Origin of the sequence: Marinitoga lauensis (assembly GCF_004135675.1) — a bacterium.
Lineage (GTDB): Bacteria > Thermotogota > Thermotogae > Petrotogales > Petrotogaceae > Marinitoga > Marinitoga lauensis.
Window position 1 is genome coordinate 1 of the sequence record NZ_QHLX01000004.1, and the last position, 15200, is coordinate 15200.

Below are 15200 nucleotides of genomic sequence, written 5' to 3' on the forward strand. Positions count from 1 at the left end.
AAATTCAAGATTTTTGAAAAATCGAAACGGTAGAATGCGGGTTTGCGACGATGAAAAGGGTGAAAATTGGGGGTTGAAAAATTTTTGTAGTGACACAAATATTTTTAACAATAGCGTTATATTCTTGATTTCATAATATTTTTGTGGTATAATAAGTAATGGTATTATGAAATCAAGAGGTGATTTTTGTGTTTTTGAGAGTAGTTAAAAATAACAAAGGTGTTGAATATTTAAGAATTGTTGAAAGTTATAGGGAAAATGGTAAGATAAAGCAAAGAACTGTTGCAAACTTAGGAAGGATTGACTCTTTTAGTGAAAATGAAGCGAAAAATATAGTAAATAAACTCATACAAATATTTGATTTAAAAAATTATATTGATACGGAAGATATAAAAAAAGCACCAGATAAAAGAAATTACGGAGCCAAAGTAATAGTAAATAAGATATTTGAAAGATATGAGATGAAAAGATATTTTGAAAGACTGGATAAAGAAATAAAATATAACGCGGAAGAAATGTTAAAAATAATGGTGATGAATAGAATAGTAGAACCGAAAAGTAAATTGGGAATATTTAATAATTTAGAGTATTTTGGATATAACAAAGTGGAAGTTAAAAAAGAAAAAGACCTGGAAGAAAAAGATGTAATGTTGCACTGGTTATACAGAACATTGGATATATTAGCAGATAATAAAGAGTCGATAGAAAAACATATGTATAATCAAAGGATAAGTTTGTTTAATACAACGGTAGATTTAGTATTTTACGATGTAACGACATTAGCGTTTGAAACACAACAAACAAATGAAATATTACAAATGGGATATTCAAAAGATAAGAAATTTAATGAATCACAAATAGTATTAGGGATGTCAATAGATCAGGATAGAATGCCAGTTAGTTTTGATATATATGCAGGAAATACATTTGAAGGGCATACATTTAAAGATTCAATAGAAAAAATGAAAAAAGAATATCAATTAGGAAAAGTAATAGTAGTAGCAGATAGAGGAATGATGAGTAAAAAAAATATAGAAGTAGTAGAAAATTCTAATTATGAATTCATAGTAGGAAAATCAATAAAACAGTTAAAAAAAGTAAATATATTTGAAGGAGAATTCATAGAAATAGCAAAAGGAATAAAATATAGAGAAGTAGAATATGAAAATAAAAGATTACTCATAATATATTCAGAAGAAAGAGCCAAAAAAGACAGAGCAGATAGACTACGATTAATAGAAAAAGCGAAAAAAATGTTAGAAGAAGGAAATATAGATTCAAAAAGTAAAAGAGGAGCGAAAAAATATTTAAAAGAACAGAATAAACAAAATTATATACTGGACATAGAAAAAATAGAAAATGATGAAAAATACGATGGATACTATGGAATAATAACAAACACAAAACTATCTCCAAAAGAAATATTAGAACAATATCATACATTATGGAAAGTAGAAGAAACATTTAGAACATTAAAAAATTATCTTGAAACAAGACCGGTATTTCATTGGACACCAAAAAGAATAAAAGGACATATTGTAATGAGTTTCATATCTTACATAATTCAAAGAACACTAGAATTAGAACTGGAAAAAAATAATGTTGAATACTCTCATGAAAAAATAAGAGAAGCTATTAAAAATATGGAATACATTGAATTTAAAACACAAAAGCAACATCTTGTAGCGAGAATGAATTTAAATAAATTAGGGCAAAGAATATTAAATACATTAAATATTCCTGTACCAAAAATAATTTCACCCTATACAGAATTCAAAGAAAAATATAAAATTTAGGGGTGTAATGACACTTTTGTATTTAATAAAAAATTAACAATAACTGTTTTTTAGAATAATACAGCTTTTCCAAATTTTATTGAAATAAATACTGTCAAACTCAGGAGATTATTTTTTTAAATTCATCTAATTCCATCATTTTTTTCGGTTTTTCTATTTTTAATGTTTTTAATATGGCTTTTTGAAAATCGTTTAAATTGGCTCTTAATGCAAATAATTTGTCTTTTAATCTTATTTCAGAGTATTCCATTTTTTTATAGCTTCTCTTATTTTTTCATGAGAGTATTCAATATTATTTTTTTCCAGTTCTAATTCTAATGTTCTTTGAATTATGTAAGATATGAAACTCATTACAATATGTCCTTTTATTCTTTTCGGTGTCCAATGAAATACCGGTCTTGTTTCAAGATAATTTTTTAATGTTCTAAATGTTTCTTCTACTTTCCATAATGTATGATATTGTTCTAATATTTCTTTTGGCGATAGTTTTGTGTTTGTTATTATTCCATAGTATCCATCGTATTTTTCATCATTTTCTATTTTTTCTATGTCCAGTATATAATTTTGTTTGTTCTGTTCTTTTAAATATTTTTTCGCTCCTCTTTTACTTTTGGAATCTATATTTCCTTCTTCTAACATTTTTTTCGCTTTTTCTATTAATCGTAGTCTATCTGCTCTGTCTTTTTTGGCTCTTTCTTCTGAATATATTATGAGTAATCTTTTATTTTCATATTCTACTTCTCTATATTTTATTCCTTTTGCTAGTTCTATGAATTCTCCTTCAAATATATTTACTTTTTTTATTTGTTTTATTGATTTTCCTACTATGAATTCATAATTAGAATTTTCTACTACTTCTATATTTTTTTTACTCATCATTCCTCTATCTGCTACTACTATTACTTTTCCTAATTGATATTCTTTTTTCATTTTTTCTATTGAATCTTTAAATGTATGCCCTTCAAATGTATTTCCTGCATATATATCAAAACTAACTGGCATTCTATCTTGATCTATTGACATTCCTAATACTACTTGCGACTCATTGAATTTCTTATCTTTTGAATATCCCATTTGTAATATTTCATTTGTTTGTTGTGTTTCAAACGCTAATGTTGTTACATCGTAAAATACTAAATCTACCGTTGTATTAAACAAACTTATCCTTTGATTATACATATGTTTTTCTATCGACTCTTTATTATCTGCTAATATATCCAATGTTCTGTATAACCAGTGCAACATTACATCTTTTTCTTCCAGGTCTTTTTCTTTTTTAACTTCCACTTTGTTATATCCAAAATACTCTAAATTATTAAATATTCCCAATTTACTCTTCGGTTCTACTATTCTATTCATCACCATTATTTTTAACATTTCTTCTGCATTGTATTTTATTTCTTTATCCAGTCTTTCAAAATATCTTTTCATCTCATATCTTTCAAATATCTTATTTACTATTACTTTGGCTCCGTAATTTCTTCTTGCTATTTCTTCCATTAAATCATCTTCTATTTTTCATATTCATCTATTTCAAATATTTTAAAAAGACTATCTACAAGTTTTGTTATATCTTTTTTACTATACTTATCTATATTTCCAAAATTTATTACTGTATGCTGTTTCACTTTTCCATTTTCTCTTTTGCTTTCCATTATCCTTAAATATCTTTTTCCTTTCACTTTTGATATTTTAGGATACATTTTAAAACATCTCCTTTCAGTGGTTGTCATATATATTATACCACCAAAAGGACTAATATATTACTAATTATAGTTAATTCTCTGTAACAAAAGTTAGCCACACAATTTTTCGACTTCCTGAAAAATACACGCCTCAAACCCGCATTCTACCGTTCCATTTCCCTTAAAATCGCCAGATTGCTGTCAAAGGCAGGATAAATCAAATGTATCAGAAAAATTCATAAGACATCCTTCAGAAGTTCTGAGTATTAATCAAATAGTTACTGTAGAAATTTTAGATATCGACAAAGATTTAAAAAGAATAAACCTGAAATTAAGATCATAAAAATGCTGAGGGTCATCCCTCAGCATTTTTTTTCTTTCTTCATTTCATACATTAACGTATCCACTTTTTTTAGATTTTCTTTTAAAGATATTTCTTTATCCAATTCCATTATTCCAAAAGATATATTTATTGGAAATTCTGAAAGCTTTAATTTTTCTTTTATTCTATTCATAATTTTTTTTGAATCTTCTATATAGGTATTTGGAAAAATAATGATAAATTCATCCCCACCATATCTTGCAAAAACATCAGATTCACGTATATTTTCATTAACCACTTCAGAAAATAAAATCAAGCACATATCCCCATAATCATGTCCATATACGTCATTTATTATCTTAAAGTTATCTATATCTATAAAACTAATTGTTATAATTTCATCATATCTTTTGCTTCTTTCATAAATTTTCTTTAAATATTCTTCCAGGAAATTCCTATTATACGCTTTGGTTAAATGATCCTTTATCGACATTTCATAGTATTTCTCTTTTTCTAAGTATAATTCTTTGTATAAATTATTAAATCTTATAACTGATTGTATAGCATAGGTTATTTCATTTAACAATTCAAACTCTAATTTTGTAAATCTGTTTGTTTTAGGTCTTTCATATAAAATCGCACCATATACTCTGTTATTTTCATCTTTCAAGGGAACTCCATAAACACTATATGATTTAGGATTATTACCTACATGATGTATTTTATATCCATCTGGCAATTCATATTCTAAAGAATCTGATATATATATTTTTTTATTATTATCTATAATATATGAAGTCAATGTTTTATTACTTCTTAAAAATTCTCTGCCTGTTAAAACTATATTATCTATAATCCCAAACTCAATATAAATTTTATTTTCATCTTTCAACGTTGCTATAGCTATTTCTTTAATAATATTATATTCTTTTAAAATGTTAAATATTTTTTCGTATATCCTTCTACTATTAAAATTTAATCTTGATAATTCTTTAAAACTTATCTCACTTATTTTTTTTGATATTTCAAGATATTTATAATCAAGTAATTTTATTTCATTTGTTACATCTAAAACAGTTATTACATAATATTTTTCATTCTCTATAATAAATCCTTCAAAACCAATTTCTATATATCTTCCTTTAAATTCTTTTACGTCTTTAAAAGAAATTTCATTATTTGTAGTATTTTGAAATATATTTATGTAATCCATCAAATTAGCTAACTTACTTATATCTGGTTTTATTTTCAAATATTTTTTATAATCAAAATAAATATCCAATGGCAGATCTTCTTCTAAATCCACATCAAATAATCTTGCTATATTCTTAAATGGCATATTAAGATATTCAACTTTTCTATTATGAACTATTAATATCCCCATATTTTCATTTTCAAAATATTTTTCAAATATAACGTTTTTCACTTTATCATTCATAGCCATCCCCTGAACAATAATAACCATATATTCTTATTTATATTTTTATTTTATATTCATTTTTTTACAATTCAGTGTTTTTGATGACAATAATTTTAATTATTGATTAGCGGGAGATTGCCTATTACTTTATATCAAATTTCCATTAGAAATAACATATTGTGGCTTTTCATGATATCTGAACGCTTCTAATATATTATTTTGATTTAAAATTACTAAATTAGCTTTATTGCCTATATCAATTCCAAAATCTTTTATTCCCATACTTTTAGCGCCATCAATGGTTATCATATTATATAATTTTTCCATATCTTCTGTTGTGGTCATCCATAACAAATGCGAAGCCAAAAATGCAACTTCAAGCATATTATTCCTACCATAAGGATAATATGCATCTGAAATATCATCCTGTCCTAAAGCTACTAATGCTCCTTCAGTTAGTAATTCCTTTACTTTTGCATGAAGAGGTCCTGTATGTGGATCTGTAATCACACCAATTTTTGCTTTTTTCAATAACTCAATTAATTTCATTAAATAGGGCGTTGAATACATAGACATAGCTCTAGCATGATGGGCTAACACTCTTCCTTCCCAACCTTCCTTTATTGTTTTTACTGCAAGCATTTCCAGAGTTCTTAAATTCGGATCTCCTGCATCATCAACTAACATAGATATAGGTTTATTAAATTCTTTTGCAATTTCAAACATTTTATCTATATGTTCTTTTTCATCACTTTCAGTTAATTCTATCCAGGGAATTCCTCCAACAATATCAGCACCTAATTTCATTGCTTCTTTAATTAGTTCATATGTTCCAGGCTCTTTTACAACACCATCTTGTGGAAAAGCCACAACTTCTATATACAATTTATCTTTAAATTCTTCTTTTGCTTTCAATAATGCTTTTACTCCTATTAATTTTGCTTTACTATCAACATCTGCAAATGCACGAATGTGCAATACCCCATTTTCAATAGCCATGTTTAATGCTTTTCTAACGTTTGGGAGTATCCATTTTTCGTCATATTCTTCTTTGACTTTTGCTGCAAGTTCAATAGCCGTCATAGCCTTTCCCATATTCTCTCCATGATAATCCTTTAACGCATTTTCTGACATTTTCATTAGTGTATATACCTTACATAAGTGCAAATGTGGATTTACAAAAGATTCTGTTACCAGATTTCCTTTTGCATCTATAACTTTTTTTGCTTCTTCAATTATAGTATCTGAAATTTCTACAATTTTTCCATCCTTTATACCAATGTCTTTTGGTTCTTTGTAATTTCTTAATTTTGCATTTTTAATCAAAATATCAAACATTTTAATCCCCCTTAGAAAAAATGCGGCATACAAATGCCGCATTTATTTATAAGCTATTTATAACCTTTTTAGAAATTTCATTATGTCTTTCTATTAATTTTGGTAACTCTTCATCGAGTATTTCTCCATCTTTTATTCTAATCTCTCCGTTTATAACGTTTAAATCAACCTGTTTTCCATCACACATTAAAACTGCTCCAAGCGGATCATCAAGACCTCCTGCAAACTCTAATCTGTTTAAATTAAATCCTATAAAATCTGCAGCCTTCCCTATTTCAATACTTCCAATGTAATCATCCATTCTTAAAACCCTGGCTCCACCCATAGTTCCCATTTTCAATGTTTCTTTTACTGTTAAAGCATCTGCTCCATATTTTACTCTTTGCAATAATAACGCATTTCTAATCTCAGCTATCATATTATTTGTATCATTACTTGCACTTCCATCAACTGCAATACCAATTCTAATTTTGTTCTTCATTTTAGTAACAGGCGCAATACCAGAACCCAATCTCATATTTGATGAAGGACAATGTGCCATACCAACATCGTTCTTTGCTAATTTTTCTATGTCGCTATCATTTAACCATACTAAATGTGCAAACCAGGCTCTTGGATTTAACCAGCCCAATTCCTCCATATAATCTACAGGCCTTTTACCAAACTTCTCAATACAATATTCTTCCTCATCTAATGTTTCTGCAACATGAGTATGCATTAATACATCGTATTCTTCTGCAATTTTAACGGTTTCTTTCATAAGGTCTGCAGTAACAGAAAATGGAGAACAAGGTGCTAAAGCAATTCTAAGCATTGAATATTTTTCCGGATTATGATATTTTTCAATAACTCTGATACTTTCTTTTATTATTTCTTTTTCCGTTTGTACAACGCTATCTGGTGGTAGACCACCATCTTTTTTACTCATTGACATACTACCTCGCGTAGGATGAAACCTTATCCCAGTTCTAATAGCTCCTTCTATTTCAGCATCTATTGCTTCATTTAATCCATATGGATATAAATACAAATGATCTGTTGTTGTGGTAACACCAGTTTTCATCATTTCATAATTTGCTATTATAGAACTTATATAAAATCCTTCTCTATCTATAAATTTCCATCTTTCATATAAAAATACCAGCCAATCAAATAATTTGGCATTCTGAGCGCCTTTTACATTTCTTGTTAATGATTGATACAAATGATGATGTGTATTTACAAAACCAGGCATTATAAGCATATCTTTACAATCAATTATTTCATCAGCATCTAAATTCGGATTTCCAGTACCAATATCTTTAATTACGTTATCTTCTATATATATGTAAGCATTTTCAAGCTCTGTATCTTTATTATCAAAGGTTGCAAGATACGCTATATTCTTAAATAATCTTCTCATTCGTCAAGCCACACCTTTCTTAATGTTGCTTTATGTTCTTCTCTATATTGTTCTAATAATTTATCCATTTCTTTTACTTTTCTTTGATGTTCTTCCCAATAAGCCTGCTCTTTCTGAGCATTTAATTCTTCAAGGGTTTTTCCCTGCTGTTCAATCCATGTGTAATATTTTAAGTTATGCCATCTTTCCCTATTGTATTTATCTCCTTCAAATATTCCTGATGTTTCTTGATATAAGAATATTCTTTCAACTCTTGATTTTGCCTCCGCTCTATCTAATTTACCGTAGGTTTCTGTCATTTGTTCCATTACAGAATGGTATCGGTCTATATTGTCAGTAGCCACTACAAAGATATTATCGTCTGCTTTTAAATTATAGAATTTTGCCATTTTTATTGCACCAATTACATTTGCAACACCAGAAATTCCAAATTTATCAGAAATATATTCAACCATTTCTGGATCTACGAATTCTTTTAAGAATTTCTTTCCTTCTTCGTCTGTTAATACCTGAAGCATTTTCTTACTATCAATATCATCAACCAAAACAACTGCATCATTATTCATAACGTTATGAATCCATGTTACGTGTTTATCCCCAATACCCTGAATATCATGTCCTCCATATCCATTTAATGAAATTGTTGGACATTGAACAGGTTCCATAGCAACTACTTTTGCTTCAGGAAATTCCTGTTTTACTCTATCGCCACTCGCAATTGTGCCAGCAGAACCTACACCAAGTACAATAGCAGCAACTCTTTCATTACCTATATGATAACGTCTTACTGTTTCTATCATAGTATTTCCTGTTACATAATAATGGAATCTATAATTCGCAAAAGCTTCAAACTGGTTTAAAATCCTTATATGTTCCGGATCAGCCTCATATAATTCCTTTGATTTATCATATATTTCTTTTACATTAGATTCACAGCCAGGTGTAGGTATAACTTCAGAACCATATTTTCTTATAATTTCAAATCTTTCTTTACTCATTTCCTCCGGTAACAACACAAGAGAATCATAATTCATTCTTGAACTAACAAACGCACCACCTATCCCGTAATTTCCTGTGGATGGCCATACCAATTTATGAATTGATGGATCAACCTCATGAGTTATTGTTTTTTCCATTAAAACTGAATAAGTCGCACCTACTTTATGACTTCCAGATGGAAAATCTTTAGCATATAATACTATTATGTTTGCTTCTACTCCTGTTAATTCCTTTGGCATTACAAAATACCTTATTTCATTATTTTCATCCTTCCATGATATATTAAATAAATTAATTGGATGAAGCGGATCTTTCTTTTTCATTTCTAAAGCTCTTTCTCTAATCTCTGGATCGATTTTTTCTGGATGTAACATTTCTTCATAAGTTGGACCTACAATTGGCACTCTTTTCATTCTATCAATACCCCCTATAATATAATATCTTCCATTGATATTGGAATTTTTGTTATTCTCTTTTTATTGCATTAGAAACAGCATTTGCTATAGATGGCGGAGCACTCATTAATGAAGGTTCTCCTATACCTTTAGCTCCAAAAGGCCCATGAGGAAATTCCTCTTCCACAACATCAGGAATTATTTCTGGAATATCTTTTATTGTTGGAATTATATAATTATTAAAATTATCTGTAATTATTTTCCCATCCTTTTGTTTTATTTCTTCCATTATTGCGTGACCCATTCCCTGAACGGCACCACCCTGAATTTGTCCAATAACTCCATCATAATTAATAGCTTTTCCGATATCATGGGAAATCCACATTTTTTTCACATCAACTTTACCTGTCATCATATCAACTTCAACTAATGATAATTGAGTGGAGTATGTATATGTAACATAGGCCTCACCAACACCGTTTTCCATATCAAAATTAAGCTTTGGTGATTTAAACCATCCCGATTCATTTAATTTAACATTTGCATCATTACACATCTTAGCTATCTCTTCAAAAGAATATTCTTTACCTTTTATAGTGTATTTTCCCAATTCTATTTTTATTTCATTTTCACTTACATTAAATTTATTACACAAAAATCCAATAATATTCCTTTTTATTTTTTCTGCAGCATCTTTTGCAGCATTTCCACTAAATACAGTTGTTCTTGAAGCAACCGTTGGTCCGCTATCCTGAACTATAAATGTATCTGTTTGTAAAACGTTTATTTTATCCAATTTCTGACCTAAGATTTCTGAAACAATCATAGAAACAGCTGTTTTTGCACCTTGCCCAATCTCTGTTCCTCCAAACATAATATTTATAGTACCATCTGGAAATACATGAACTTCAGAATTGGATGCATCTAAATGTTGCCCACCTGCGCCTAAACTTACTCCATATATAATATGTGACCAACCTAATCCTCTCTTTTTATATTATTACTTTTATTAAACTCTTCTATTTCTTTTTTTAATTTTTCATAGTTAGATAATTTTTTTATATTCTCCAGAGTTTTCTTGGCACCGACTGAATACTCTAATTTATGGCCTGTAGAGGTTTCATCTCCTATATCTAATGCATTTTTATATCTAATTACCCATGGATCAATTCCTAATTTTTCTGCAGCTTCATCCATTACCGATTCAATAGCAAAAAGAACCTGTGGAGAACCAAATCCTCTAAATGCACCGCATGGTACTTTATTTGTATATACTCCATATACATCAACGTGAACATTCGGAACTTTATATGCTCCTGCAGAATGAGTTAATGTTCTATACATAACTATCGGTGATAACGTTGAATAAGCCCCATGTCAAGATATGTTTCGCTTTTCAAACCTATTAGTGTGCCATCTTTTTTAAAGGCCGCTTTATAATATGATTTTGAAGGGTGTCTTTTACTCGTTTCCTTAATATCATCTTCCCTTTTATATATAATTTTTACTGGTCGTTTTGTTAAATAGGATAGTAATGCAGCTTTGGATGCAATATATGAAGGAACATCTTCTTTACCTCCAAACCCCCACCTGTTTCCATTTGAATAACGTCAACTTTATTAAAAGGAATATCCAGAATTTCTGAAACATCTTCCTGAACATAGAATGGACATTGCATAGAAGCATAAATTTTCATAACCTCTCCATCATAATATGCAACTGCTCCCTGGGTTTCAAGATAAGCCTGCTCCTGATAATCTGTTTTGAATTCTCTTTCTATAACTAAATCTGCATCTTTAAATGCTTCATTTATTTTGCCCCTTCTTATTTTTTTATGAAATGCAATATTGGTTTCTTCATTATTTACTTTTATTTCGTTTTTTATAGCCTCATCAATAGTCAACACTGCTGGTAATTCTTCTACCTCAAATTTTACCTTTTCTATAGCTTCCTCTACAGCTTCTTTTGTTTCTCCTGCTATTAAGGCTATTGCATCATGTTCAAATCTAATTTTTTCACCTACTGGAATTAGAAATAGCATATCCTTAGTTACAACTCCAAATCTATTTGTTCCAGGAACATCTTTATATGTAGCAACTTTAACAACTCCAGAAACTTTTTCCGCTTCTGAAATGTCTATACTTTTCAATATTCCATGAGGAATATCGGAATATACTACTCCTGCGTATAGCATTCTATCAAAATATATATCAGGTGTGTATTTGGATTCACCATAAGCTTTTTCTTTTCCTTCAACTCTTTTTACACTCTTTCCTATTACTTTCATTTTATCCCTCCAATATTGACTGATTATAAATTCTATTTTAAATTTTACCTTATTTTAGTCTTTTTTTAATAACTCGTTTTAAAAAGAAATACTATCTTTTTTAGACATAACTCAGCATAAAACCGCCAAATCACTGTTTTTCAAGAACATATAAAAATACATTATTTTCTTCTTTATCTTCTTCTATAAACCCTTTATTTAAAGCAATTCTTTTATCTATTTGCCCTTTAGGAATCATATATGTCATATATATTTTGTCAGTTTTACTAAATAAATCTATAGAAAAATTCAAAGCTTTTTCATAATTTCTAGAAATAAATGATATAGAAAGCGTATTATATTTTTTCATATAACTACTTAAAATTATTAAAGATTCTATATTTCGTTCTTTTTTTAAAATATATATTTCTTCTCTATCAAATAATTTTTTCAATAAAGCTTCATCCAATTCTATAAAAATCCAATCAAAAGACAATATTTTTGAATATCTATATTCCCTGGAATTTAAAATATATGATTTTACTTCTTCAAAATTTTTTGCAATTTCAAAGCGTTCAAAATTTTTAGTTTCAATTTTGTTATTTTTGTTATTATAGTATATCCATTTGAATTCCTTATAAACCCTAAAACCATAATTTTCCATAATATGTCTACTCTCTATATTTTGATAATATGTAGAAAACATTATTTTTTTATAACCTTTTTCTTTTGCTAATTGTAAAAAAAACTCCGATAGCTTTTTCCCATATCCTTTGTTTCTATAATTCCCGTGAACTCTTAATCCCTCTAACCAGAATACTCCCTTTTTTAATTCTTTCATTCTTCCACAACCAATAACTTTTCCATTCTCTTCAATTACATAAAAGTTACTATTTTTATCATTCACCCATTCATCAAAAACTATAGGAATATAATCATCCTCCCATGCATATTTAGAAACTTCAACTAAATCCTTTTTATCCTTTTTTTCTGCTTTTCTTATAATCACAAAAATCCCCCTATGTATTTTGTTATTATTGAAAATAATCTCTATTTATGATAAAATATTTTGGATTATGTAAAAAATTCTCACGAAAGAGGTGTAATATGGAAGCTAAAATCGGATATCAAATTTTTCCTGACAGATTTTATTCATATTATAACAGAGGAAATGTGAAATGGAATACTCCTATTATTGCTGAAAATTATTCTGCTCATACTATGTATGGTGGTGACTTAAAAGGAATACAGGAAAAGATTGATTATCTTAAAGAATTAAATGTGGATTTCTTATACTTAACACCTATTTTTGAAGCTAATAGCAATCACAGGTATGATGCAAAGGATTATTTTAAAATAGATCCTATTCTCGGCGATGAAAAAGATTTAAAAGAACTCATTGATGCTTTACATAAAAATAATATAGAATTGTGTTTGGATATTGCTTTAAACCACATGAGCAATGAAAGCAAATGGTTCAAAAGTGCCTTAAAAGGAGGAAAAGAAAAGAACTTTTTCAGGTATGAAAATGATGATTTTACATATTGGCGAGATCATAAAACTCTGGTAGAGCTTAATTTAGAAAATCATGATTTACAAAAATTATTATGGCAAGATGAAAATTCTGCAATGAAAAAATGGATGAAATTAGGCGTTGATCATTGGAGACTTGATTGTGCATATGATTTAGGTTTTGATATTTTAAAAGACGTTGTTAAACACATAAAATCACTTGGAGAAAATCATTATATAATCGGAGAAGTCTGGTCTTATCCAAAGGAATGGATTCAAGTTATGGATGGCATAATGAATTATTATTATACAGTAATAATAAAAAATATGTTAAATGGTTCATTAAAACCAAAAATTGCTGCAGAAATACTTAAAAAAACTATAAAAGATAGTGGTATGAAGATTTTAAAATCATGGAATATGCTTTCATCTCATGATTCACCAAGGATAAAAAATCTTTTTGGTGATAAATGGAAATTAGCAATTGTAATGCAATTCACATTACCTGGAAGTCCATTGATATATTATGGCGAAGAATTAGGAATGGAAGGCGGGCATGATCCTTTTTGTAGAGGAGCTATGCAATGGGAAAATGTTAAAGAAGGTAATAAAACACTTTCATTTTATAAGAAACTAATAAAATTATTTAAAGACTCTGAAGCTTTAAGAAAAGGATGTTATTATGAGGTTATTTCAAATGATGAAGATATTTTAGCTTATTATAGAAAGTATAAAAGCATAAGGGATGGAAAATTAATTGTAATTAATCCAACAAATAAAGATAAAGAGATTCAACTTTATTTTGAAGAATCACTATTGTTAGATGCAATGCATCTATTTGATCATTTTAGTGATAATGAACTTTATATAGAAATGGGCAGTGTAAAAGGAAAAATACCCGCTAATTCGTTTGGGATTTTTCATATGAAGCCAAAAGAATATAATACATATTCTGCTTATAAACGGTTATAAAAATAGTTCCAGGAGTTCCTGGAACTATTTTTTTACCCTATTTTCAGCTGCTACTATTCCCTTTTCAGTGGTTTCGACTAATTTTTTCAAGTCAAGATTTGGATTAGCTTTTAATTGTTTATACATATATCCAATTGCCTGCATATCTAATTTAGCATAAAAAAGAGGTGACCCTTCTTTCTCACTTCTATTTCTTAATAAATAACTTGGATGAAATGTTGGAAAAATATATATTCCTCCATACCATTCTTTAAACTTTCCTCTGTGTTTTGTTATTGGAACTACCTGTTTTAAAAAATAATTTAAAGCTGTTGACCCTAACGCTACTATTATTTTTGGTTTTATAACAGATATTTGAGCCATTAAAAAATGACTGCATTTTTCCATTTCTTCACCTGTTGGAACTCTATTCTTTGGTGGTCTGCATTTTACTACATTTGTTATATAAAGATTATCCCTTTCAACTTTTGCTACTTCTTTTAATAACTTATCAAGGAGGTTACCTGCTCTTCCAACAAACGGTCTTCCCTGCAAATCTTCATTTGCACCGGGCCTTCACCCACTAACATTATAGGAGAATCAGCATTTCCCTCTCCTATAACAACATTAGTTCTTGATAAGCTCAAAGAACAACTGTCACATTTTTTTATTTTTTCTCCAATTAATTCCAAATCTTCAATTTTAGACATATTATTCCACCTCTTCAAAAAAATATTTTCAATTAGCCTCCTGTATCTCATTTTTTCTTAGTTTTTTTGAAAATAAACACCTTTTTCTTTTTGTTTTTCAAAAGAGCTTGTTCCTTTGTTATTTCATTTTATTTATCTTAAATTTTTATTTTTGGTTATTACCCCAAGTTGTTATTTGCCATAGTTTAATTTATTTTTGTGATTTTAATTATTTATTTTCACTCACCATTTTTTCTCCCAAACTAACCCTCTTATGTCCAACTGGATTACTCTTTTTTGAGTATCCTAACGTTCCTTCGTCCTATTTGAGGCATGGTGAGCCTGCTTTTTCTCGTGTCCAGGATTTTCTCCTAATGGAGTGAATCTGCATTTTTCACCTATATATATACTTTTTCTGCTTCATA

At 28.4% G+C, this 15200-nt stretch carries 12 protein-coding genes and 2 pseudogenes; 3 read left to right on the forward strand and 11 right to left on the reverse strand.

What is annotated here, in order from left to right:
- The first annotated feature begins 188 nt into the window (after positions 1-188).
- Entirely contained in the window at positions 189-1796 is a 1608-nt protein-coding gene (locus DJ007_RS07235) for an IS1634 family transposase (RefSeq protein ID WP_129407969.1), read from the forward strand.
- A 100-nt stretch (positions 1797-1896) separates the two neighbouring features.
- On the opposite strand, the pseudogene DJ007_RS07240 reads toward DJ007_RS07235, so the two are convergent.
- Together DJ007_RS07240 and DJ007_RS07245 are read right to left on the reverse strand one after the other, a co-directional pair.
- Positions 1897-3281, reverse strand: a pseudogene (locus tag DJ007_RS07240) (IS1634 family transposase); the annotation flags it as partial.
- 26 nt (positions 3282-3307) lie between these two features.
- Positions 3308-3529, reverse strand: coding sequence for an IS1634 family transposase N-terminal domain-related protein (locus DJ007_RS07245; protein WP_129409028.1), 222 nt, complete (start codon positions 3527-3529; stop codon positions 3308-3310).
- Positions 3530-3623: 94 nt separating this feature from the next.
- Between DJ007_RS07245 and DJ007_RS19095 the strand changes: the two genes are divergently transcribed.
- Entirely contained in the window at positions 3624-3824 is a 201-nt protein-coding gene (locus DJ007_RS19095; RefSeq protein WP_276318718.1) for a S1 RNA-binding domain-containing protein, read from the forward strand.
- 19 nt (positions 3825-3843) lie between these two features.
- Here the strand turns inward: DJ007_RS19095 and DJ007_RS07255 are convergent, their stop codons facing one another.
- The 7 genes and pseudogenes from DJ007_RS07255 to DJ007_RS07280 form a co-directional block, all read right to left on the reverse strand.
- Positions 3844-5241: a sensor domain-containing diguanylate cyclase gene (locus DJ007_RS07255; protein WP_206076201.1), complete on the reverse strand. Its 1398-nt coding sequence runs from the start codon at positions 5239-5241 to the stop codon at positions 3844-3846.
- 129 nt (positions 5242-5370) lie between these two features.
- Positions 5371-6561: an amidohydrolase family protein gene (locus DJ007_RS07260; RefSeq protein ID WP_206076202.1), complete on the reverse strand. Its 1191-nt coding sequence runs from the start codon at positions 6559-6561 to the stop codon at positions 5371-5373.
- 46 nt (positions 6562-6607) lie between these two features.
- The gene (locus DJ007_RS07265) at positions 6608-7963 is read right to left on the reverse strand and encodes an 8-oxoguanine deaminase (RefSeq protein ID WP_129409031.1); all 1356 of its coding nucleotides are present in this window, start codon (positions 7961-7963) and stop codon (positions 6608-6610) included.
- A complete protein-coding gene (locus tag DJ007_RS07270) occupies positions 7960-9375 on the reverse strand; it encodes a pyridoxal-phosphate dependent enzyme (RefSeq protein WP_129409032.1) in 1416 nt (471 codons plus the stop codon). Before DJ007_RS07270 ends, DJ007_RS07265 begins: the two co-directional genes overlap by 4 nt.
- A 52-nt stretch (positions 9376-9427) precedes the next feature.
- Complete coding sequence (locus tag DJ007_RS15750; RefSeq protein WP_206076262.1) at positions 9428-10324, reverse strand: xanthine dehydrogenase family protein molybdopterin-binding subunit; 897 nt, start codon at positions 10322-10324, stop codon at positions 9428-9430.
- Between the two features lie 11 nt (positions 10325-10335).
- Positions 10336-11644, reverse strand: a pseudogene (locus tag DJ007_RS20130) (xanthine dehydrogenase family protein molybdopterin-binding subunit).
- Between the two features lie 130 nt (positions 11645-11774).
- Positions 11775-12632, reverse strand: a complete 858-nt coding sequence (locus DJ007_RS07280) for a GNAT family N-acetyltransferase (protein ID WP_165974062.1) — start codon at positions 12630-12632, stop codon at positions 11775-11777.
- A gap of 98 nt (positions 12633-12730) precedes the next feature.
- Between DJ007_RS07280 and DJ007_RS07285 the strand changes: the two genes are divergently transcribed.
- A complete protein-coding gene (locus DJ007_RS07285; RefSeq protein WP_165974063.1) occupies positions 12731-14107 on the forward strand; it encodes a glycoside hydrolase family 13 protein in 1377 nt (458 codons plus the stop codon).
- Positions 14108-14131: 24 nt separating this feature from the next.
- Here DJ007_RS07285 and DJ007_RS07290 read toward each other — a convergent pair whose 3' ends face one another.
- Together DJ007_RS07290 and DJ007_RS17485 are read right to left on the reverse strand one after the other, a co-directional pair.
- A complete protein-coding gene (locus tag DJ007_RS07290; protein WP_240739373.1) occupies positions 14132-14641 on the reverse strand; it encodes a uracil-DNA glycosylase in 510 nt (169 codons plus the stop codon).
- Entirely contained in the window at positions 14587-14796 is a 210-nt protein-coding gene (locus DJ007_RS17485) for a hypothetical protein (RefSeq protein ID WP_240739374.1), read from the reverse strand. Before DJ007_RS17485 ends, DJ007_RS07290 begins: the two co-directional genes overlap by 55 nt.
- Positions 14797-15200 lie beyond the last annotated feature (404 nt).